At 70.5% G+C, this 18,958-nt stretch carries 18 protein-coding genes; 8 read left to right on the top strand and 10 right to left on the bottom strand.

Annotation, left to right across the window (positions count from 1 at the left end; genetic code table 11):
• The first annotated feature begins 51 nt into the window (after window positions 1-51).
• The 5 genes from TMZ1T_RS16655 to TMZ1T_RS16675 all read left to right on the top strand — a co-directional run bounded on the left by TMZ1T_RS16655 (window position 52) and on the right by TMZ1T_RS16675 (window position 5,041).
• Entirely contained in the window at window positions 52-675 is a 624-nt protein-coding gene (locus tag TMZ1T_RS16655; protein WP_004304292.1) for a hypothetical protein, read from the top strand.
• A gap of 445 nt (window positions 676-1,120) precedes the next feature.
• The gene (accB, locus tag TMZ1T_RS16660) at window positions 1,121-1,573 is read left to right on the top strand and encodes an acetyl-CoA carboxylase biotin carboxyl carrier protein (RefSeq protein WP_004304289.1); all 453 of its coding nucleotides are present in this window, start codon (window positions 1,121-1,123) and stop codon (window positions 1,571-1,573) included.
• 7 nt (window positions 1,574-1,580) lie between these two features.
• Window positions 1,581-2,939, top strand: coding sequence for an acetyl-CoA carboxylase biotin carboxylase subunit (gene accC / locus TMZ1T_RS16665; RefSeq protein ID WP_004304287.1), 1,359 nt, complete (start codon window positions 1,581-1,583; stop codon window positions 2,937-2,939).
• Between the two features lie 6 nt (window positions 2,940-2,945).
• A complete protein-coding gene (prmA, locus tag TMZ1T_RS16670; protein ID WP_004304285.1) occupies window positions 2,946-3,848 on the top strand; it encodes a 50S ribosomal protein L11 methyltransferase in 903 nt (300 codons plus the stop codon).
• Window positions 3,845-5,041 (top strand): DUF3426 domain-containing protein, encoded by a 1,197-nt coding sequence (locus tag TMZ1T_RS16675; protein WP_004304282.1) that lies wholly within the window; start codon window positions 3,845-3,847, stop codon window positions 5,039-5,041. Before prmA ends, TMZ1T_RS16675 begins: the two co-directional genes overlap by 4 nt.
• Window positions 5,042-5,127: 86 nt before the next feature.
• On the opposite strand, the gene TMZ1T_RS16680 is transcribed toward TMZ1T_RS16675, so the two are convergent.
• The 3 genes from TMZ1T_RS16680 to TMZ1T_RS16690 form a co-directional block, all read right to left on the bottom strand.
• A complete protein-coding gene (locus tag TMZ1T_RS16680) occupies window positions 5,128-5,601 on the bottom strand; it encodes an outer membrane lipoprotein (protein WP_012585951.1) in 474 nt (157 codons plus the stop codon).
• The gene (locus TMZ1T_RS16685) at window positions 5,595-6,530 is read right to left on the bottom strand and encodes a carbohydrate kinase family protein (RefSeq protein WP_004304279.1); all 936 of its coding nucleotides are present in this window, start codon (window positions 6,528-6,530) and stop codon (window positions 5,595-5,597) included. The genes TMZ1T_RS16680 and TMZ1T_RS16685 overlap by 7 nt, the downstream gene beginning before the upstream one ends.
• Before the next feature lie 90 nt (window positions 6,531-6,620).
• The gene (locus TMZ1T_RS16690; protein ID WP_004304277.1) at window positions 6,621-7,070 is read right to left on the bottom strand and encodes an HIT family protein; all 450 of its coding nucleotides are present in this window, start codon (window positions 7,068-7,070) and stop codon (window positions 6,621-6,623) included.
• Between the two features lie 111 nt (window positions 7,071-7,181).
• Between TMZ1T_RS16690 and TMZ1T_RS16695 the strand changes: the two genes are divergently transcribed.
• A complete protein-coding gene (locus tag TMZ1T_RS16695; RefSeq protein ID WP_004304275.1) occupies window positions 7,182-7,949 on the top strand; it encodes a GNAT family N-acetyltransferase in 768 nt (255 codons plus the stop codon).
• Window positions 7,950-7,987: 38 nt separating this feature from the next.
• Window positions 7,988-8,821: a lysophospholipid acyltransferase family protein gene (locus TMZ1T_RS16700; protein WP_004304274.1), complete on the top strand. Its 834-nt coding sequence runs from the start codon at window positions 7,988-7,990 to the stop codon at window positions 8,819-8,821.
• A 16-nt stretch (window positions 8,822-8,837) separates the two neighbouring features.
• Here the strand turns inward: TMZ1T_RS16700 and TMZ1T_RS16705 are convergent, their stop codons facing one another.
• Entirely contained in the window at window positions 8,838-9,635 is a 798-nt protein-coding gene (locus TMZ1T_RS16705; RefSeq protein ID WP_004304272.1) for a symmetrical bis(5'-nucleosyl)-tetraphosphatase, read from the bottom strand.
• Between the two features lie 88 nt (window positions 9,636-9,723).
• Window positions 9,724-10,731: an NAD-dependent epimerase gene (locus tag TMZ1T_RS16710; protein WP_004304270.1), complete on the bottom strand. Its 1,008-nt coding sequence runs from the start codon at window positions 10,729-10,731 to the stop codon at window positions 9,724-9,726.
• Between the two features lie 143 nt (window positions 10,732-10,874).
• On the opposite strand from TMZ1T_RS16710, the gene waaA reads away from it, so the two are divergent.
• Complete coding sequence (gene waaA, locus TMZ1T_RS16715; protein ID WP_012585952.1) at window positions 10,875-12,146, top strand: lipid IV(A) 3-deoxy-D-manno-octulosonic acid transferase; 1,272 nt, start codon at window positions 10,875-10,877, stop codon at window positions 12,144-12,146.
• A gap of 15 nt (window positions 12,147-12,161) precedes the next feature.
• Here the strand turns inward: waaA and TMZ1T_RS16720 are convergent, their stop codons facing one another.
• From TMZ1T_RS16720 to TMZ1T_RS16740, 5 genes are all read right to left on the bottom strand, one after another.
• Window positions 12,162-13,466, bottom strand: coding sequence for a TolC family outer membrane protein (locus TMZ1T_RS16720; RefSeq protein ID WP_004325261.1), 1,305 nt, complete (start codon window positions 13,464-13,466; stop codon window positions 12,162-12,164).
• A gap of 28 nt (window positions 13,467-13,494) precedes the next feature.
• Window positions 13,495-13,818, bottom strand: a complete 324-nt coding sequence (locus TMZ1T_RS16725; protein ID WP_004325263.1) for a rhodanese-like domain-containing protein — start codon at window positions 13,816-13,818, stop codon at window positions 13,495-13,497.
• Between the two features lie 7 nt (window positions 13,819-13,825).
• On the bottom strand, window positions 13,826-14,479 hold the full coding sequence (locus TMZ1T_RS16730; protein WP_004325265.1) for a protein-L-isoaspartate O-methyltransferase family protein: 654 nt from the start codon (window positions 14,477-14,479) through the stop codon (window positions 13,826-13,828).
• Between the two features lie 66 nt (window positions 14,480-14,545).
• A complete protein-coding gene (locus tag TMZ1T_RS16735; protein WP_012585953.1) occupies window positions 14,546-17,767 on the bottom strand; it encodes an efflux RND transporter permease subunit in 3,222 nt (1,073 codons plus the stop codon).
• Window positions 17,764-18,876: an efflux RND transporter periplasmic adaptor subunit gene (locus TMZ1T_RS16740; RefSeq protein ID WP_012585954.1), complete on the bottom strand. Its 1,113-nt coding sequence runs from the start codon at window positions 18,874-18,876 to the stop codon at window positions 17,764-17,766. The genes TMZ1T_RS16735 and TMZ1T_RS16740 overlap by 4 nt, the downstream gene beginning before the upstream one ends.
• Window positions 18,877-18,958: the final 82 nt, after the last annotated feature.

Raw genomic sequence — 18,958 nt, forward strand, 5'->3', positions numbered from 1 at the left:
CCGCAACCGGGGGTGTATTACAATGGGCGCGCATTCTACCCGAGGCCCACCATGCCCTCACACGCCCACGTATCACGCAGCGGCGGCCTGCGGCGCGAGATCGCCGCGCTCGCCGCACGCATGATGGCCGAGGACGGCATCAGCGACTTCGGCTTCGCCAAGCGCAAGGCTGCGAAACAGCTCGGCGCCACCGACGCCGACGCCCTGCCCAACAACAACGAGGTCGAGGCCGAGCTGCGCGCCTGGCTTGCGATCTACCAGGACGAGGAGCAGCCGCAGCGCCTGCTCGAGATGCGCAGCGCGGCGATCGAGGTCATGCGCCTGCTCGCCGACTTTCGCCCCTACCTCACCGGCGGAGCCCTCGACGGCACCGCCGGACGCTACTCGGAACTCGAGATCGAACTCTTCCCCGAGAGCACCAAGGACGTCGAGATCTTCTTCCTCAACCAGGACTTCGCCTACGAGCACCGCGAGCCGCGCCGCCCCGCACCGCATACGCCCGAGGCCATCCTCAGCTTCGACTGGGACGACGTGCCGGTGAAGGTGTCGATCTATCCCTCGGCCGCCGAGCGCAGCCCGCGCCGCGGCCAGGATCGCGCCCGCCTCGCCCAGGTCGAGGCCCTGGTCGCCGCGGCGGTGGAGAGCACACGCGACACGGGGTCGCACGCTCCCTGAGGTTTGCCTGCCCCGCCATGCCGGGCACCCTCCGCGGCTTGCAGCCCACGGCGCACGAGCGCAGAATCCGCGCACGGCGCCGGGTCCCAGGCACCCTCCACGCAAGTCCAGATCACAACCCAAAGTGGACAATTTGCCGCGATTTACGGCAAACTTGCATCCATGAAGCGCTCAAAATGCTTGACGACCCATCTTCACCGGGCGCTCGGGCCAGCCCCCTGGCATGACGGGGCGGTGCTTCACGAGGTCGCTTGCACGCATTCCGCCCGTGGTGGCGAGCCATCCCGGCCGAGCGAGTTCGCGCGCGGCCCCCTCAGCACGAAACGTTTCCGCACCAGTCCGCCGCCCGACCGCGGCGGCCTCGGCGTGTGCGCGAAACCCGAACACTGAATCATCCCGATCGTGGCGCCCGTCGAGGCGATCGCGGTCCCGTCCGGAGAACACCATGGATCTGCGCAAGCTCAAGAAACTCATCGATCTCGTCCAGGAGTCCGGCATCTCGGAGCTCGAGGTGACCGAAGGCGAGGAAAAGGTACGCATCGCCAAGCACACCAGCGCACCTCCGGCAACCTACTATGCCCAGGTCCCCCCCGCACCCGCAGCCGCACCGGCGGCCGTCGTCGCCTCCCCCGCCCTGACCGATGCAGAAGACGAGTTGCCCGACGGTCACGTGGTCAAGTCGCCCATGGTCGGGACCTTCTATCGCGCCGGGGCCCCGGGCGCGAAGCCGCTGGTCGAACTCGGCCAGAAGATCGCCACCGGCGACCGCCTGTGCATCATCGAGGCGATGAAGCTGATGAACGAGATCGAGGCCGACGCCAGCGGCGTCGTCAAGGCCATCCTGGTCGAGAACGGTGAGCCCGTCGAATACGGCCAGCCCCTGTTCGTGATCGGCTGAGTCCGCCATGTTCGAGAAGATCCTGATCGCCAACCGCGGGGAAATCGCCCTGCGCATCCTGCGCGCCTGCCGCGAACTCGGCATCAAGACGGTCGCGGTCCACTCCGAGGCCGACACCCACGCCAAGTACGTGCGACTGGCCGACGAGTCCGTTTGCATCGGCCCGCCGCCCTCTGCGCAGAGCTACCTCAACGTGCCGGCCATCATCTCTGCCGCCGAGGTCACCGACGCCGAGGCCATCCACCCCGGCTACGGCTTCCTCTCCGAGAACGCCGACTTCGGCGAGCGCGTCGAGCAGTCGGGCTTCGTCTTCATCGGCCCACGCCCCGAGACCATCCGCCTGATGGGCGACAAGGTCTCTGCCAAGGATGCGATGAAGGCCGCCGGCGTGCCCTGCGTGCCGGGTTCGGACGGCGCACTGCCCGAGGATCCGAAGGAGATCGTCAAGATCGCACGCGCGGTCGGCTACCCGGTGATCATCAAGGCCGCCGGCGGCGGCGGCGGGCGCGGCATGCGCGTGGTGCACACCGAGGCCGCGCTGCTCAACGCCGTCACCACCACCCGCGCCGAGGCCCAGGCGGCCTTCGGCAACCCCGTCGTATACATGGAGAAGTTCCTCGAGAATCCGCGCCACGTCGAGATCCAGATCCTTGCCGACCAGCACGGCAACGCGGTCTATCTCGGCGAACGCGACTGCTCCATGCAGCGCCGCCACCAGAAGGTGATCGAGGAAGCGCCGGCCCCCGGCATCGACCGCAAGACGATCGCCAAGGTCGGCGAACGTTGCGCGGAAGCCTGCCGCAAGATCGGCTACCGCGGCGCCGGCACCTTCGAGTTCCTCTACGAGAACGGCGAGTTCTACTTCATCGAGATGAACACGCGGGTGCAGGTGGAGCATCCGGTGACCGAGCTGATCACCGGCATCGACATCGTGCAGGCGCAGATCCGCATCGCCGCCGGCGAGAAGCTCTGGTTCCGTCAGCGCGACATCGAGTTCCGCGGCCACGCGATCGAGTGCCGGATCAACGCCGAGGATCCGTTCAAGTTCACGCCCTCGCCCGGTCGCATAACCAACTGGCATACGCCAGGTGGGCCGGGGATCCGGGTCGATTCGCACGTTTACAACGGCTACACCGTGCCGCCCCACTACGACTCGATGATCGGCAAGCTGATCGCATACGGCGACACTCGCGAGCAGGCGATCCGTCGCATGCGCATCGCGCTCTCCGAGATGATGGTCGAGGGCATCAAGACCAACATCCCGCTGCACCAGACCCTGATGCTCGACCCGCGCTTCAACGAGGGCTGCACCAGCATCCATTACCTCGAGCACAAGCTCACCCACCGCAACGAAGTGCAGGACTGACGCGCGATGTGGATCTCGGTGACCCTGCAGGCCGAGGCCGACAAGGCCGAGGCGCTCTCCGACGCACTGATGGAGGCCGGCGCGCTCTCTGTCTCGATCGAGGACGCCGACGCCGGCACCGAGGCGGAGCGCCCGCAGTTCGGCGAGCCCGGCCACCTGCCCACCGCGCTGTGGGACCACAGCCGGGTGATCGCGCTGTTCGACGGTGCGGCCGATCCGGCCGAGCTCGGCGCGATGCTCGCCGAAGCCGCCCGCGCGGCGGGTTTCGACGCCGTCCCCCCGTTCTCCACCGAGACGGTAGCCGAGCAGAACTGGGTGCAGCTCACCCAGAGCCAGTTCGACCCGATCCGCATCACCGACCGGCTGTGGATCGTGCCGTCCTGGCACGAGGCGCCCGACGCCGACGCGATCAACATCGAGCTCGACCCCGGCATGGCCTTCGGCACCGGCTCCCACCCCACCACCCGGCTCTGCCTGGAGTGGCTGTGCGAGGTGGTCACGCCCGGCTGCAGCGTGCTCGACTACGGCTGCGGCTCGGGCATCCTCGGCATCGCCGCGGCCAAGCTCGGCGCCGGCGCGGTGCTCGGCATCGACATCGACGAGAAGGCGGTCGAGGCCGCGCGCGACAACGCCGCGCGCAACCACGCGGCCGTGCGCCTGCAGCACTCTGCCGTGCCGGTCGGCGACACCTTCGATCTGGTCGTCGCCAACATCCTCACCAACCCGCTGTGCGTGCTCGCCCCGGCGATTTCGGCGCGGGTCGCTCCGGGCGGCCGGGTGGCGCTGTCGGGCGTGCTCGAGACCCAGGCCGCGCAGGTCGTGGAGGCCTGGGCACCGCACATCGCACTGCACGTGGGCGCGGCGCACGAAGGCTGGATCCGCCTCGAGGGACGGCGCCCCGGGCCATGATGATCACCCGCTGCCCCGCCTGCCAGACGGTGTTCCGGCTGCGCCCGGAGCAGCTTCACGCACGGGGCGGCGAGGTCCGCTGCGGGCATTGCTTCCACCCCTTCAACGCGCTCGAGCACACGGTCGAGGTTCGCGACGACGGCGCCGCGACCACAGCGGCGCCCCCACCCCCCGCGGCGAGACCGGTGTATGAAGCACGCCCCGAACCGCTGCTCGACTTCGACATCCCCGAGGTTGCCCCCTCGCCGCCGATCCGGGCGCCGCTGCCCGAGCCGGGTCTCGACGACTACGAGGACTGGCTCGCGCCCGCGCACAAGCCCGCGCTGCGCGGCACCGCGATGGACGACGGGCAGACCGGCACGGCCCCCGCCTTCGACGAGGGCGCCGCAGCGGCCCAGCCCTTTCCGGAAGTCTTGCGCAGCGCCCGGCGAGGCCTGCCGATCGACGAGGACGAGGGCGGAACGCCTGCTCGCGGCAGGGACCTCGCCGCGCCCGGGCCCTTCGCACCGACGATCTCCTACACGCCACCGCCGCCCTTCGACGACGATCCGGCCACCGCAATCCCCGGGCTCTCCACCCCCGTGCGCGAATCCGCGCGGGCCGCACCGGAACCCGCCTCCATCCCTGCACACGAGGATGAACAACCCGCCTCGCCTCACGAGCCCGACCTCGCCCGCCTCGACGCCAACTACGGACGCCCGCGCAAGGAAACCCACCCGCTCGTACGCGCGCTCGCGATGCTGCTCGCGGTCGGCTTGTCCGCGCTGCTCGCGGCGCAGGCCACCTATCTGTATCGCATGGAGCTGGCGCGCGCCCTCCCCGGCCTGCGCCCCGTCCTGAGCGAGGCCTGCGCGCGCTTCGGCTGCGGCGTGCCCTATCCGCGCGATGCGGAACACATCGCGATCGAGGCCTCCGACCTGCAGGCCGAACCCGGGCGGCCCGGCTACTACCTGCTGCAAGCCACGCTCAACAACCGCGCGGACTATCCGCAGCAGTGGCCGCATCTGGAACTCACCCTCACCGACGCCGGCGACAACCCGATCTCGCGCCGCGTGCTGCCATCCACCGACTGGCTGCCACCGAGCCAGCCGCACGAAGCCTTCATGGCACGCAGCGCGATCGAGTTGCGCATTCCCTTCGCCGCACCGGCGCTGGCACCGACGGGATACCGGATCTATGCATTCTATCCGTGAGGAGTGAGGCGTAAGGCATCAGGGGTGAGGAGCGGGAGCGAACGCGCTCGACCCCGCATGCGCCGGGCTCGCGCCTGGCATCCTTCTCAGCGCGAGACGCGGGTGGTGCCGGCGTCGCGCAGCACGCGGACGCGCTCACCGGGGCGGAAGCCTTCGCCCTCGTCGGCCTGCACCACGGCGAGAAACTGGTCATTGTCCAGACGCACGGTGACTTCCACGCCCGCTTGCCGGGTCGCGCCTTCCTCCACCGCAGAGCCGGCAAGCCCACCGGCCACCGCGCCGATGACGGTGGCCACGGCCTGGCCACGTCCGCCGCCGACCGTGTTGCCGGCGATACCGCCGATGGCCGCGCCCGCGACCGAGCCGATCGGCGTCTTCGTTCCCTCGAGCTGCACCGCGCGTACCGCCTCGATGGTGCCGAACTGCACCGTCATCGCGCGCCGCGCCTCGGTGCGCGCATACGTGCCCCCCCCCAGTCCCTGGGCGCAGCCGCCCACCGCCAGCGCCGCGATCATCGCGCCGGCCAGGGCGCGCCACTTCATCCCGCTTCGATTCACCATAGATCCTCTCCGAAAGCCTCGCGATAACGCGCCCCGACGTCTGCACGCGAGGGCGCGTAGTTCTGTCCGCCACGCTGGGCGATCTTGAGCGCGCCCATGACCGCGGCCAGGCGCGCGCTCCTGCGCAGGTCCCAGCCCGCGGCGATACCGTGCAGCAGGCCGGCACGGTAGGCGTCGCCGCAACCGGTCGGATCGACGATCGCGTCCGCCCTCACCGCCGGCACCTCGAACACCTCGCCGCGCCAATGCACGCGCGAACCTTCCGCACCCAGCGTCACCACCAGCGCCTCGACCTCGCGCGCGAGTTCGGCCTCGCTGCGCCCGGTCTTCTCGCACATCAGCCGGGCCTCGTAGTCATTGACCGTACAGTAGCGCGCCTGTTGCAGGCATTTCAGTAACGCTTCGCTACCGAGGATGGGCAGGGCCTGGCCCGGATCGAACACGAAGGGCACCCCGGCCGCGGCGAAGCCGTCGGCGTGGCGCAGCATGCCGTCGGCGCCGTCGGGCGAGACGATGCCCAGCGTCGCACCGGCCGCGGTGCGCACGTCGTTCAGGTGCGAGTGGAACATCGCCCCCGGATGGAAGGCGGTGATCTGGTTGTCGTCGAGGTCGGTGGTGATGAAGGCCTGCGCGGTGAAGGTGCCCGGCACCTCGCGCACGAAGTCCTCGCGCAGCCCGAGCGCGCGCAGGCGCGCACGATACGGGCCGGCGTCCTCGCCGACGGTGGCGACGATCAGCGGATCGCTGCCGAGCAGCTTGAGCCCGTAGGCGATGTTGCCGGCACAGCCGCCGAACTCCCGGCGCAGGTCGGGCACCAGGAAGGAGACGTTGAGGATATGGATCTGCTCGGGGAGGATGTGATTCCGGAAGCGGTCGTGGAAGACCATGATCGAGTCGTAGGCGACCGATCCGCAGACGAGGATGGACATGGAAGGCAGGCAGGCGGAGGGTGGGCGGAAGCCGGATTATACGCGGCCCCTCCGCCTTCCCCTGCCGCCGCCGGAGCCGCGGCCAGGTCTTCAGTCCTGATCGGCGAGCGCCTCGCGCAGCTTCGCCGCCATCGCCTCGAGCGCCTCGCGCGGCGGGTTCTTCACCGGCCAGGCCAGCGCCATGCCGTCGCCTTCCCAGCGCGGCAGCACGTGGAGATGGAAGTGGAACACGGTCTGCGCCCCCGCCTTCTCGTTGGCCTGGAGCAGCGTCACTCCCTCGCAGCCGGTCACCTTCTTCGCCACGCGGGCGACCCGCGCCGCCGTGCGGAAGGCCGCGCCGGCGAGGGAGTCGTCGAGCGCGTAGATGTTCGCGCGGTGCGGCTTGACCAGCACCAGCATGTGGCCGGGATTGACCGACTGGATGTCCATGATGGCGAGCGTGTCGGCGTCCTCATACACCTTGGACGACGGCAGTTCGCCGCGCGCGATGCGGCAGAACACGCAGTCGGGGTCGTGGTCGGGCGGGGTCGTGCACTGCATGCGAAGTTCTCCTGGGGCCGGATGTGCGTCATCGCATCGTAACCAGCACGTCACCGCGTCGCAACGACGGGTTTCGAGAATGGTCCGCACCCAACAGGACGGACACAGGCCATGCTCCAGCACCTCCAGCCCCGCCAGCAAACCGCCGCGCGCAAGACGCGCAACCTGCACGTCGGCCTCGCCAGCAGCGAGACCGAGATCCTCGAGGCGCAGAAGCTGCGCTACCGGGTCTTCGCCGAGGAGATGGGGGCCCGCCTGCCCACACGCAGTCCGGGCGTCGACCGCGACCTCTACGATCCCTTCTGCGAGCACCTGATCGTGCGCGACGAGGATGCCGGCCGCATCGTCGGCACCTATCGCATCCTGTCGCCCTCCGCCGCACGCCGGGTGGGCGGCTACTACTCCGAGAACGAATTCGACCTCACCCGCCTGCAGCACCTGCGCGGCCAGCTGGTGGAGATCGGGCGCTCTTGCATCGACGCCGACTACCGCAGCGGCGCGGTGATCGCGCTGCTGTGGTCGGGGCTCGCGCGCTACATGCAGGAGAACGGCTACGAATACCTGATCGGCTGCGCCTCGGTAAGCATGGCCGACGGCGGGCACGCCGCGGCCAGCCTGTATAATCGTCTGCGCGAAAAACACCTCGCCCCGCTCGAGTACCACGTCTTTCCGCGCTGCCCGCTGCCGCTCTCGAGCCTGCGCGGCGACCTCGACGCCGAGGCGCCACCGCTGATCAAGGGCTACCTGCGCGCGGGAGCCTGGGTCTGCGGCGAGCCGGCATGGGACCCCGACTTCAACACCGCGGACCTGCCCATCCTGATGCCGATCGGCCGCGTGGATGGGCGCTACGCCCGCCACTTCATGGGACGCAAGGACTGAACGCCCCCCGCCACCCCGACCTCGTGCAGGATCGCGCCATGCATGCCGGTGCCGGCACCGCGCCACCAGCCTCCGCGTCCGGAGCAGCCACCCGCGCGGCCGCGGCGAGCGAGGCGCGCGCTGGTGGGCTGCTGCGCGCGACGCGCTGGACCCGGCTCGCCCTGCACCTACTGCAGGGGGTGCTGACGATCGCGACGATCTATCCGCTCACCGGCCGCGACACTCGCGAGGCCCTGCGCCAGCGCTGGTCTCAGGGGCTGCTGCGGGTGCTCGGGATGCGCCTCGAGCACCGCGGCGAGGCAATCGCACCCGGTTGCATGCTGGTTGCCAACCACGTCTCCTGGGTGGACATCTTCGCGATCAACGCGCTCGCCCCCGCCGCCTTCGTCTCCAAGTCCGAGGTGCGCGCCTGGCCGGTGATCGGCTGGCTGGCGGCGAAGAACGACACCATCTTCCTGCGTCGCGGCAGCCGTGGCCACGCCCGCATCATCAACGAGGAAACCGCCGCGCTGCTCGACGCCGGGTGCAACGTCGCCATCTTCCCCGAGGGCACGACCACCGACGGCGCGACCCTGCTGCACTTCCACGCCGCGCTGCTGCAGCCGGCGATCGCCTGCGGCCATCCGGTGCAGCCCCTCGCGCTGCAATACCGCACGCCGGACGACCGCTTCAGCCGCGCGCCCGCCTACGATGGCGAGCTCAGCCTGGGCGAGTGCATCGCCAACATCATCGCCGCGCCGCGCACGATCGCGCGCATCACGGTGGCAGCGCCGATCGCCACCGCCGACGGAGCGGACCGGCGCACGCTGGCTGCACGCACGCGCGGCGAGATCGCCACCGCCATCGGCGTCGCGCTCGACGCGCAGACCTGAGACCACCGCCGCAGGCTCAGCCCGGGACCTGGAACACCGCGTCGTCCTCGATGCGCAGCGCGGTCAGCTTGCCGCCCCACACGCAGCCCGAATCGAGCGCGATCAGCCCCGGCTCGCGGTAGAAGCCGAGCGCCGACCAGTGCCCGCAGACGATCGTATGGGTACGGCTGAAACGGTCGGGCACGCGGAACCACGGCAGCATGCCCGACGGCGCCTTGTGCGGCGCGCCCTTGGCACTCAGGTCCATGCGCCCCTGCGCGGTACAGAAGCGCAGGCGCGTCATGGCATTGACGATCACGCGCAGACGGTCCCAGCCCTTGAGCCCGTCCGACCAGCGATCCGGGCGGTTGCCCGCGAGGTGGAGCAGGAACTCGCGCGACTTCGGCCCGGCCAGCACCGCACCCACCTCGGCGGCGAGCGCCTGCGCGCGCGTCACCGTCCACCCGGGCAAGAGGCCGGCATGCACCAGCACGTGGTCGCCATGGACCCGCATCAGGGGCTGGAAGCTCAGCCACTCCAGCAACTCGTCGCGGTCGTCCGCCTCGAGCACCTGGAACAGCGTGTCGTCGCTGTCGCGCCGCTTGTAGCCGGCGGCGACCATCAGCAGGTAGAGGTCGTGGTTGCCGAGCACGATGCTCGCAGCATCGCCCAGCCCGCGCAGGAAACGCAGCACACGCAGGGATTCGGGTCCCCGATTGACGAGGTCGCCGACGATCCACAGCCGGTCGACCGCGGGATCGAAGGCGATGCGGTCGAGCATGCGGTCCAGCGGGGCGTAGCAGCCCTGGATGTCGCCGATTGCGTAGTTGGCCATCGATTCCTGCCGCTGCCGGCCGGCGGGCCGCAGCGCATGGAAGGTTGTAGATCGGGGGCGGCCGTCGCGCCGGGCCGCCCCGGGCGGATCAGACCCGGTAGTACTCCCGGTACCAGGCGATGAAGCGGCCGACGCCCTCGCGCACGCTGGTCGCCGGGGCGAAGCCGGTCCACGCGTTCAGCGCGGCGGTGTCGGCGTAGGTGGCCGGGACGTCGCCGTCCTGCAGCGGCAGGAAGTTCTTCTGCGCGGTGGTGCCGAGCGCATCCTCGATCGCGGCGACGAACTCCATCAGTTCGACCGGGTCATGGTTGCCGATATTGAACACACGGTAGGGTGCGCTGCCGGTGCCCGGGTTCGGCTGCATCGGATCGAAGGCGGGATCGGGTTCGGCGATGCGGTCAAGGGTGCGGATCACCCCCTCGACGATGTCGTCGACATAGGTGAAGTCTCGCCGCATGCGGCCGTGGTTGAAGACATCGATCGGACGCCCTTCCAGGATCGCCTTGGTGAACAGGAACAGCGCCATGTCCGGGCGGCCCCAGGGGCCATACACGGTGAAGAAGCGCAGTCCGGTGGTGGGCAGGCCGTAGAGGTGGCTATAGGTGTGCGCCATCAGCTCGTTGGCCTTCTTGGTCGCCGCGTAGATGCTCACCGGGTGGTCGACGCTGTCGCTCTCCGAGAACGGCATCTTCGTGTTGCCGCCATACACGCTGGAGCTCGACGCATAGACCAGGTGCTGCACCTTCGCGTGGCGGCAGCCCTCGAGGATGTTCATGAACCCGACCAGGTTGCTGTCGACATAGGCGTGCGGGTTCTGCAGCGAATAGCGCACCCCGGCCTGGGCGGCGAGGTGGATGACGCGGTCGAACTTCTCGGCGGCGAACAAGGCCTCCATGCCGGCGCGGTCGGCCACGTCCATCTTCACGAAGCGGAAGCCCGCGTGCGGCTGCAGCCGGGCAAGGCGCGCCTCCTTGAGGGTGGGGTCGTAGTAGTCGTTCAGGTTGTCGAGGCCGACCACCTCGTCGCCGCGCGCGAGCAGGCGCAGCGTGGTGTGCATGCCGATAAAACCGGCAGCGCCGGTGACGAGGATCTTCATGGAGGAAATTGGCTGGGCGATGGATTGGACAAATTATCGCATGCCCACGCCAGCGCACAGTGTGAACGGTTTCCTTCATCGCGCGCAGGACCGCGGCCGGCGTCCTTGCTTATACTGCGGCGGTCGTCCTGCCCTTCCACCCGATGCTGACCCGCCTGCCCTACACCTTGCTGTGGATCCTCGCCCTGCCCCTGGTGCTGCTGCGCCTGGCCTGGCGGGCGCGCCACCAGCCCGCCTATCTGCGCCACGTCGGCGAGCGCTTCGGGCGCTACCGGACGCGCGCGCCGGTGGGGGTGATCTGGGTGCACGCGGTCTCCGTGGGCGAGACCCGCGCCGCCGAACCGCTGGTGCGCGCCCTGCTCGCCGAATGGCCGGAGCACTCGGTGCTGCTCACCCACATGACGCCGACCGGTCGCGACACCTCGAAAACCCTCTTCCGCGACGAGCCGCGTGTGCTGCGCGCCTACCTGCCCTACGACCTCGGCTGCTTCGCCCACGCCTTCCTGCGCCACTTCCGCCCGCTGTTCGGAGTGGTGATGGAGACCGAGCTGTGGCCCAACCTCCTCGCCGCCTGCCGACGCCGCCGCATTCCGGTGATGCTCGCCAACGCCCGTCTGTCGGAGCGCTCGGCGCGTCGCTACGCCCGCCTGCCCGCGCTCACCGCGCTCACCCTGAAGGCACTCGCGGCGATCGGCGCGCAGACCGCCGCCGACGCCGCCCGCCTCGCCCAACTCGGCGCGCGCCGAGTCACGGTCACCGGCAACCTCAAGTTCGACATCGCCCCGCCGGCGCCGCTGCTGGCGCTCGGCCGCAGCCTGCGCGAACGCATCGGCGCGCGCCCGGTGCTGCTCGCCGCGAGCACCCGCGAGGGAGAGGAGGCCCTGCTGCTCGACGCCTTCGCCCGCCTGGCGCCGCCCGCGGCCTTGCTGCTGCTGGTGCCGCGCCACCCGCAGCGCTTCGACGAGGTCGCCGCGCTCGCCAGCGCCCGCGGCCTCGCGCTGCAGCGGCGCAGCGCGGACGACGCGGTGCGTGCGGACACGCGCGTGCTGCTCGGCGACTCGATGGGCGAGATGTTCGCCTACTACGCCGCCGCCGACGTCGCCCTGATCGGCGGCAGCTGGCTGGCCTTCGGCGGGCAGAACCTGATCGAGGCCTGCGCGGTCGGCACCGCGGTGGTGATCGGCCCGCACACCTTCAATTTCCAGGCGGTGGCCGAGGACGCCGAGCGCGCCGGTGCCGCGGTGCGCGCGCGGGATGCGGAGGCCGGCATGCGCGAGGCGCTGGCGCTGGTCGCCGACCCGGCGCGGCGCGCGCAGATCGCCGCCGCGGGGCGCGCCTTCGCGACCACGCACCAAGGCGCGACCGCGCGCAGCGTTGCGCTGCTCACGGCGCTGGCTGCGAGGCGTGAGGCGTGAGCCGTGCCGGGACGTTCAGGGCGCGAGCAGTGCGTTGATCGCGCGCACGTCGTCCTCGCCCAGGGTGCCGGCGGCGGCCTTCAGGCGCAACTGCGCGAGCAGGGTGTCGTAGCGCGCACGAGCGAGCTTCTGCAAGGTGTCGGCGAGCTGGGTCTGGGCGTTCAACACGTCGATGTTGATGCGCACGCCGACCTCGTAGCCGAGCTTGTTGGCGTCGAGCGCCGAGGTGGACGAGACGCGCGCGGCCTCGAGCGCCTTCACCTGCGCCATGCCGCTGGTCACGCCCAGCCAGGACTGGCGTGCGGCGAGCGCGGCGCTGCGGCGGGCGTCCTCGAGATCGGCGTCGGCCTTCATGCGCAGCGCAGCGGCCTCGCGCGACACCGAGGACACCCGGCCGCCCGCAAACAAGGGCACGTTGAGCTGCAGGCCGACACTGCTCACTTCATTGCGTCCGGCCGAGAGTTGCAGGTCGTTGTTGACACCGTGCCGGGCGACGACATCGACCGTAGGCAGATGGCCGGCGCGGGCGCGTTCGACTTCGCGCACGGCGATCTCGCGCACCAGCTGCTGGGCCTGCACGCCGAAGCCGCCGGATTCGGCCGCGGCCACCCAGTCGACGATGTTCTCGGGTTGCGGGCGCTGCAGCGCGACGCCTTCGCGCAGGCCGGCCAGCGCCTCGGGTTGTTTGCCGATGATCTGCGCCAAGGTCTGGCGCGCGACCTCAAGCAGGTTCTGCGCCGCGATCTCCTGCGCCGAGGCGAGGTCGAAGCGCGACTGCGCCTCATGCACGTCGGTGATCGTCACCGTGCCGACCTCGAAGCTGGTCTTCGCCAGCTCGAGCTGCTCGCCGGCCGCGGTGCGCAGCTGCGTCACCGCGGCGAGCGCGTCCTGGGCGTTGAGCACGTTGAAGTAGGCCTCGGCGACGCGCAGCACGAGATCCTGGCGTGCAATGCCGAACTGGGTCTCGGCGAGCGCAGTCTGCAGCTCACCCTGCTTGAACTGCACCCAGTTCTGCCAGCGGAACAGCGGCTGGGTAAGCTGCACGCCGTAGCCGTTGCTGTTGTAGCTGCCTTCACGGGGCGAGGCCCCGACCGGCTTGAGCTTGGCGTCGTTCCGGGTGGTGTTGGCGTCCATGCCCACCTGCGGCAGCAGCCCGGCGCGGCCCTGCACCACCTTCTCCTGCCCGGCCTCGAGCTGGGCGCGCGCGGCGGAGAACTTGGCGTCGTTGGCGAGCGCGTCCTGGTACACCTGCATCAGGTCGGCCGCCGCGGCAGCGCCCGCGAACAGGCCCGCCACCAGAACTGCCAGGACTCGCTTCATCGTGTTCTCCGCTGCTGCTGCGCCGCGCTCAATACTGCGGCATGTTGCGATCGACCTCGTTCGCCCAGCCGGCGACGCCGCCGGACAGGTTGGCCACGTTGGAGAAGCCCTGGCGCTCGAGGAACATCGCGACCTGCCAGCTGCGTCCGCCGTGATGGCAGATGACCACCGTCTCGCGGTCGCGTTCCAGCTCCGCGTAACGCGCCGGGACGCTGCCCATCGGCATCGTCACCGAGCCGGGGATCTGGCAGATCTGCACCTCCCACGGCTCGCGCACGTCGAGCAGCAGGGGTGCAGGCCGTCGCGCGTCTTGCAGGCGCTCGGCGAGCATGGTCGGCGTGATCTGCAGCATCGTCGCCTCAGAAGCTGAAGGCTTCGCGCTGGGGCGCGTTCTTGAGCATGGGCACCACGGTCTCGAACACGTCCTCGGTACGGAAGCGGCCTTCGCCCTCACAGGTGATCAGGCGCGCCTTCATGACCGGCGCCTCGCCGACGAAGGCGAACAGGCGACCACCCACCTTGAGCTGCTCGAGCAGCGACTGCGGCACGAAGGGCAGCCCGCCGGAAACGACGATCACGTCGTAGGGCGCGCGGCCAGACCATCCCTGCACACCGTCGCCGTCGACCACGACCACGTTGTGCACGCCGTTGCGCTCGAGGTTGGCGCTCGCCAGCTTCACCAGCTCGGGCTCGATCTCCATGGTGCGCACCCACTCGGCACGCGCCGCCAGCAGCGCGGCGAACCAGCCCGAGCCGGCGCCGATCTCGAGCACGGTGTCGGACTTGGTGACACGCAGCGCCTGCAGGATCTTGCCTTCGATCACCGGCTTGAGCATGACCTGGCCACAGCCGATCGGGATCTCGACGTCGGCGAAGGCCAGCTCGCGATGCGCGGCGGGAACGAATTCCTCGCGCTTGACCGTCATCAGGAGGTCGAGCACGTCCTGATCCAGCACCTCCCAGGGGCGGATCTGCTGCTCGACCATGTTGAAGCGCGCTTTCTCGAAGTTCATCAGGGGCTCCCGGCGAAATATTAGCACACGCTAATGGATAGCGTTATCCATGAAGGCAAAACCTCGTCATTCTAGCGCAGTTGCTGCGCTGCGATCCGCCGCCGCGCGCTCCTCGTCCGCCGGCTTGACACGGTACCAGGCGGCGTAGAGCGCGGGCAGGAAGAGGATGGTGAGCACCGTGGCGACGGTCAGCCCGCCCATGATCGCCACCGCCATCGGCCCGAAGAAGGTGCTGCGCGACAAGGGCACCATGGCCAGGATGGCCGCCGCGGCGGTGAGCATGATCGGGCGGAAGCGCCGCACCGCGGACTCGACGATGGCCTCCCACTGCATGCGCCCGGCCTCGACGTCCTGGCGGATCTGGTCCACCAGGATCACCGAGTTGCGCATGATCATGCCCGACAGCGCGATCGTGCCGAGCAGGGCGACGAAGCCGAAGGGCTTGCCGAAGGCGAGCAGGAAGGCGGCGACACCGATCAGGCCGAGCGGTGCGGTGAGCACGACGATGATGGTGCGCGAGAAGCTCTTCAGCTGCAGCATCAGCACCGTGAGCACGGTGAGCACGAAGATCGGCATGCCGGCGCCCACCGAGCCGCTGCCCTTGGCGCTCTCCTCGACCGCGCCGCCGACCTCGAGGCGGTAGCCGAGCGGCAGCTGCGCGGAGAGCTCGGCCATGCGCGGCGCGAGCTGGCCCACCACCACCGCGGGCTGGGTGCCGTCGTAGAGCGAGGCGCGCACGGTCACGGTGGGGATGCGGTTGCGCCGCCAGATCACCCCCGGCTCGAAGTCGTGCTCGAGGCGCGCCACCTGCGCCAAGGGCACGCTGCGCCCGCCGCCCACCGGCAGGGCGAGGTCGGGCAGCTGCGACAGGTGCGCGCGCTCGCTCTCCGCACCGCGCAGCACCAGCGCGATGGTCTTGTTGCCCTCGCGGAACTGGGTTGCGGTCATGCCCTGCAGCGAGGTGGCGAGCAGACTGGAGAGGTCCTGGGTGGAGACGCCGAGCAGGCGCGCCTTGTCCTGGTCGATCGCCACCCGCACCACCTTGGACGGCTCCACCCAGTCCATATGCACATTGGAAAGGTGCGGATTGGCGCGCATCGCCTCGGCCACCGCCTGCGCACGCCGGTGCAGCTCGGCCAGATCCGGCCCGCTCACCCGGTACTGCACCGGAAAGCCCACCGGCGGCCCGTTCTCCAGCCGGACGACGATGCCGCGCAGCGGCCAGGGCTCGTCCTCGAAGAGGTGGATCAGTTTCGCGCGCAGCGCCTCGCGCTCGGCCAGGCCGGCGGTGAGGATCACGAGCTGGGCGAAGTTGGTCTGCGCGAGTTGCTGGTCGAGCGGCAGGTAGAAGCGCGGGCTGCCGGTGCCCACCCAGGCCACGTAGTTCTCGATGCCCTCCTGCCTGTCGAGGAAGGCCTCCAGCCGCTTCACCGCGACCTCGGTGGCGTGGTGCGACGCACCCTCGGCCAGGCGCAGGTCGACCAGCAGCTCGGGCCGCGTCGAGTCGGGGAAGAACTGCTGCGGCACGAAGCGGGCGAACACGAACAGCGCGCCGACGAAGATCGCCACGGTGAGCAGGATCACCCCCCAGCGCCAGCGCACGCAGGCGTTCACCAGCGCCCGCAGCCGGTTGTAGAAGGGCGTGTGGTAGATCGCGAACTCGTCGTGCTGCTCGTGGGCATGGAGGTCGCGCTCCGCCATCCGCCGCCCCAGCGCCGGCCAGACCCTTCCGACCACGCGCGCCAGCCGCGAGGGCTGCCCGGCGCGCTTGCTGAAGTCGGGCAGCAGGTAGTAGCCCAGATAGGGCACGAAGAGCACCGCGGCGATCCACGACACCAGCAGCGCGGTCACCGTGACCTGGAAGATCGAGCGCGTGAACTCGCCCACCGAGGACGCCGCCAGCGCCACCGGCAGGAAACCCGCTGCCGTCACCAGCGTGCCCGAGAGCATCGGCATCGCGGTCGAGGTCCACGCGTAGCTCGCCGCCCGCACCCGGCCCCAGCCCTGCTCCATCTTGCTCGCCATCATCTCGACGGCGATGATCGCGTCGTCCACCAACAAGCCGAGCGCGATGATCAACGCCCCGAGCGAGATCTTGTGCAGGCCGATGTCGAACAGGTGCATGAACATGAAGGTGATCGCCAGCACCACCGGGATGATCACCAGCACCACCACGCCGGTGCGGAAGCCGAGCGACAGCAGGCTCACCGCCATCACGATGAGCACCGCCTCGGCGAGCACCTTGACGAACTCGTCGACCGCCCGCGTGACCGCACGCGGCTGGTCGGCCACGCGCTCGAGGCGGATGCCGACGGGCAACTGCGCGACGATCTTCTCCACCGCCGCGTCGAGCTGGCGGCCAAGCGCGACGATGTCGCCGCCGCTGCGCATCGACACACCGATGCCGAGCGCCTCCTGCCCCATGAAGCGCAGGCGCTCGGCCGGCGGGTCGGCGTAGCCGCGGCGCACCTCGGCGATGTCGCCCAGGCGCAGGCTGCGCCCGCCGGCGCGGATCACGGTGGCGCGAATCGCGTCTAGGTCCTCGAACTGCCCCGACGGCCGCAGCCAGATGCGCTCATCCCCGGTCTCGAAGAAGCCGGCGCCGGTCTCCGCGTTCTGCCGGGCGAGCGCGCCGACGATGTCGTCCAGGCGCACGCCCAGGGTGGCGAGGCGCGTGTTGGAGATCTCCACGAAGACGCGCTGCGGCTGCTCGGCGAAGAAGCTCACCTTGGCGACGTCCTTCACGCGCAGCAGCTCGCCGCGGATCGCCTCGGCGTGGCGCTCGAGCTCGGCGTGGCTCACGCCCTCGCCGAGCAGGGCGAAGACATTCCCGTAAGTGTCGCCGAACTCGTCGTTGAAATACGGTCCGCGCACGCCGGTCGGGAAGGTGTGGGCGATGTCGCCGATCTTCTTGCGCGCCTGGTACCAGATGTCGGGGATGTCGCGCGCGCGCGTGGAGTCCTTCGCCACGAAGAAGACCATCGCCTCGCCCGGCTTGGAGTAGCTGCGGATGATGTCGGCCTGGGCGATCTCCTGCAGCTTCTTCTCGATCTTGTCGGTGACCTGCCGTTCGACCTCGCGCGCACTCGCCCCCGGCCACTCGGCGCGCACCACCATGACCTTGAAGGTGAAGGGCGGATCCTCGGACTGGCCGAGCCGGGTGTAGGCGAACATCCCGCTCAGCGTGCACACGATCAGGAAGTACAGCACCAGGGAGCGGTGGGTCAGCCCCCATTCGGACAGGTTGAAGCGCCCGCTGCCGATCGGCCCCTCGCCCTTCATGCTCATCGCCGCACGTCCAGCAGCACCGGCGCGCCTTCCTCGACGGCACGCACGCGCATGCCCTCGATCAGCTTGTACACCCCGGCCACCACGACACGGGCCTGCGCCGGCAGGCCGGCGCGCACCACGACGCCGTCCTCGCGCCAGGCGCCGAGCTCGACCGCGAGCGGCCGCACGGCGTCGTCCTCGCCCACCACCCACACCGTGCCGGCATCGGCCTGGCCGGGTTGTCGCGTCACCGCGGGCAGCGGCAGCAGCACGCCGCCGGCCTCGCCATCCGCCGTGGCGAAGGCCACGCTCGCGCTGGCGCCGAGCGCGAGCGTGGCGTCGGCCCCCGGCACCGCGACCCGCACCGCGTGGGTGCGGGTGGCAGCGTCGGCCGCCGGCGCGACCTCGCGCACGCGGCCGGCGTATGCGCGCTCGGGTGCCGCCCATGGGCGCACCTGCGCGGCGCTGCCCGGCGCGATGCGGCCGGTGCGCCCCTCGGGCACGTGGATCAGCACCTCGCGCTCGTCGGGGCGGGCGAGGCGCAGCACCGCCTGGCCCGCCCCGACCACCTGCCCCGGCTCGGCGAGCACCGCGGTGACCACGCCGGCGGCGGGCGCCTCGAGGCGGGCGTAGCCGGCCTGGTTGGCGGCGACCTCGGCCTGCGCGCGCGCCTGGCGAAGGCGCGCCTCGGCGGCCTGCAGCGCGGTGCGACGGGCGTCGAGCAGCGAGGACGAGACGAAGTTGCGCGCCTGCAGCTCGCGTGCGCGGGCGAATTCCGTGCGCGCAAGCGCGAGGTCGGACTCGGCGGCCGCGGCCGCGGCCTGCGCCGAAGCCAGCGCCAGGCGCACGTCCTGCGCGTCGAGCAGCGCCAGCGGCGTGCCGGCGGCAACCTCGGCGCCGACATCGACGAGGCGCTCGACCAGCTTGCCGCCGATGCGAAATCCCAGGTCGGACTCGACGCGCGCCCTCACCTCGCCGGCATAGACCTGCACGGACGGGGGTGCATTGGCGGCAGCGAAGCTGCGAACGAGGACCGCGGGCGGCGGCGGGGTATGGGGTGCGGGCGCGGAACAGGCGGCCAGCACGAACAGGCCGGCCAGCAGCGTCGGGAGGGTGCGGAAACGCATGGAAATCTCGTGGCGATCGGGAGCGCCCCTGCCGACAACCCGCGGACGCGAGGCGAGGCCGCTAGTGTAGCGCCTCGCCCGT

Source organism: Thauera aminoaromatica, from assembly GCF_000021765.1.
GTDB classification, from domain to species: domain Bacteria; phylum Pseudomonadota; class Gammaproteobacteria; order Burkholderiales; family Rhodocyclaceae; genus Thauera; species Thauera aminoaromatica.

Excerpts from the sequence above, each read along its gene's own strand:
- TMZ1T_RS16655 (WP_004304292.1), top strand. The coding sequence starts at position 52 with ATGCCCTCACACGCCCACGTATCACGCAGCGGCGGCCTGCGGCGCGAG.
- accB (WP_004304289.1), top strand. The coding sequence starts at position 1,121 with ATGGATCTGCGCAAGCTCAAGAAACTCATCGATCTCGTCCAGGAGTCC.
- accC (WP_004304287.1), top strand. The coding sequence starts at position 1,581 with ATGTTCGAGAAGATCCTGATCGCCAACCGCGGGGAAATCGCCCTGCGC.
- prmA (WP_004304285.1), top strand. The coding sequence starts at position 2,946 with ATGTGGATCTCGGTGACCCTGCAGGCCGAGGCCGACAAGGCCGAGGCG.
- TMZ1T_RS16675 (WP_004304282.1), top strand. The coding sequence starts at position 3,845 with ATGATGATCACCCGCTGCCCCGCCTGCCAGACGGTGTTCCGGCTGCGC.
- TMZ1T_RS16680 (WP_012585951.1), bottom strand. The coding sequence starts at position 5,601 with ATGGTGAATCGAAGCGGGATGAAGTGGCGCGCCCTGGCCGGCGCGATG.
- TMZ1T_RS16685 (WP_004304279.1), bottom strand. The coding sequence starts at position 6,530 with ATGTCCATCCTCGTCTGCGGATCGGTCGCCTACGACTCGATCATGGTC.
- TMZ1T_RS16690 (WP_004304277.1), bottom strand. The coding sequence starts at position 7,070 with ATGCAGTGCACGACCCCGCCCGACCACGACCCCGACTGCGTGTTCTGC.
- TMZ1T_RS16695 (WP_004304275.1), top strand. The coding sequence starts at position 7,182 with ATGCTCCAGCACCTCCAGCCCCGCCAGCAAACCGCCGCGCGCAAGACG.
- TMZ1T_RS16700 (WP_004304274.1), top strand. The coding sequence starts at position 7,988 with ATGCATGCCGGTGCCGGCACCGCGCCACCAGCCTCCGCGTCCGGAGCA.
- TMZ1T_RS16705 (WP_004304272.1), bottom strand. The coding sequence starts at position 9,635 with ATGGCCAACTACGCAATCGGCGACATCCAGGGCTGCTACGCCCCGCTG.
- TMZ1T_RS16710 (WP_004304270.1), bottom strand. The coding sequence starts at position 10,731 with ATGAAGATCCTCGTCACCGGCGCTGCCGGTTTTATCGGCATGCACACC.
- waaA (WP_012585952.1), top strand. The coding sequence starts at position 10,875 with ATGCTGACCCGCCTGCCCTACACCTTGCTGTGGATCCTCGCCCTGCCC.
- TMZ1T_RS16720 (WP_004325261.1), bottom strand. The coding sequence starts at position 13,466 with ATGAAGCGAGTCCTGGCAGTTCTGGTGGCGGGCCTGTTCGCGGGCGCT.
- TMZ1T_RS16725 (WP_004325263.1), bottom strand. The coding sequence starts at position 13,818 with ATGCTGCAGATCACGCCGACCATGCTCGCCGAGCGCCTGCAAGACGCG.
- TMZ1T_RS16730 (WP_004325265.1), bottom strand. The coding sequence starts at position 14,479 with ATGAACTTCGAGAAAGCGCGCTTCAACATGGTCGAGCAGCAGATCCGC.
- TMZ1T_RS16735 (WP_012585953.1), bottom strand. The coding sequence starts at position 17,767 with ATGAGCATGAAGGGCGAGGGGCCGATCGGCAGCGGGCGCTTCAACCTG.
- TMZ1T_RS16740 (WP_012585954.1), bottom strand. The coding sequence starts at position 18,876 with ATGCGTTTCCGCACCCTCCCGACGCTGCTGGCCGGCCTGTTCGTGCTG.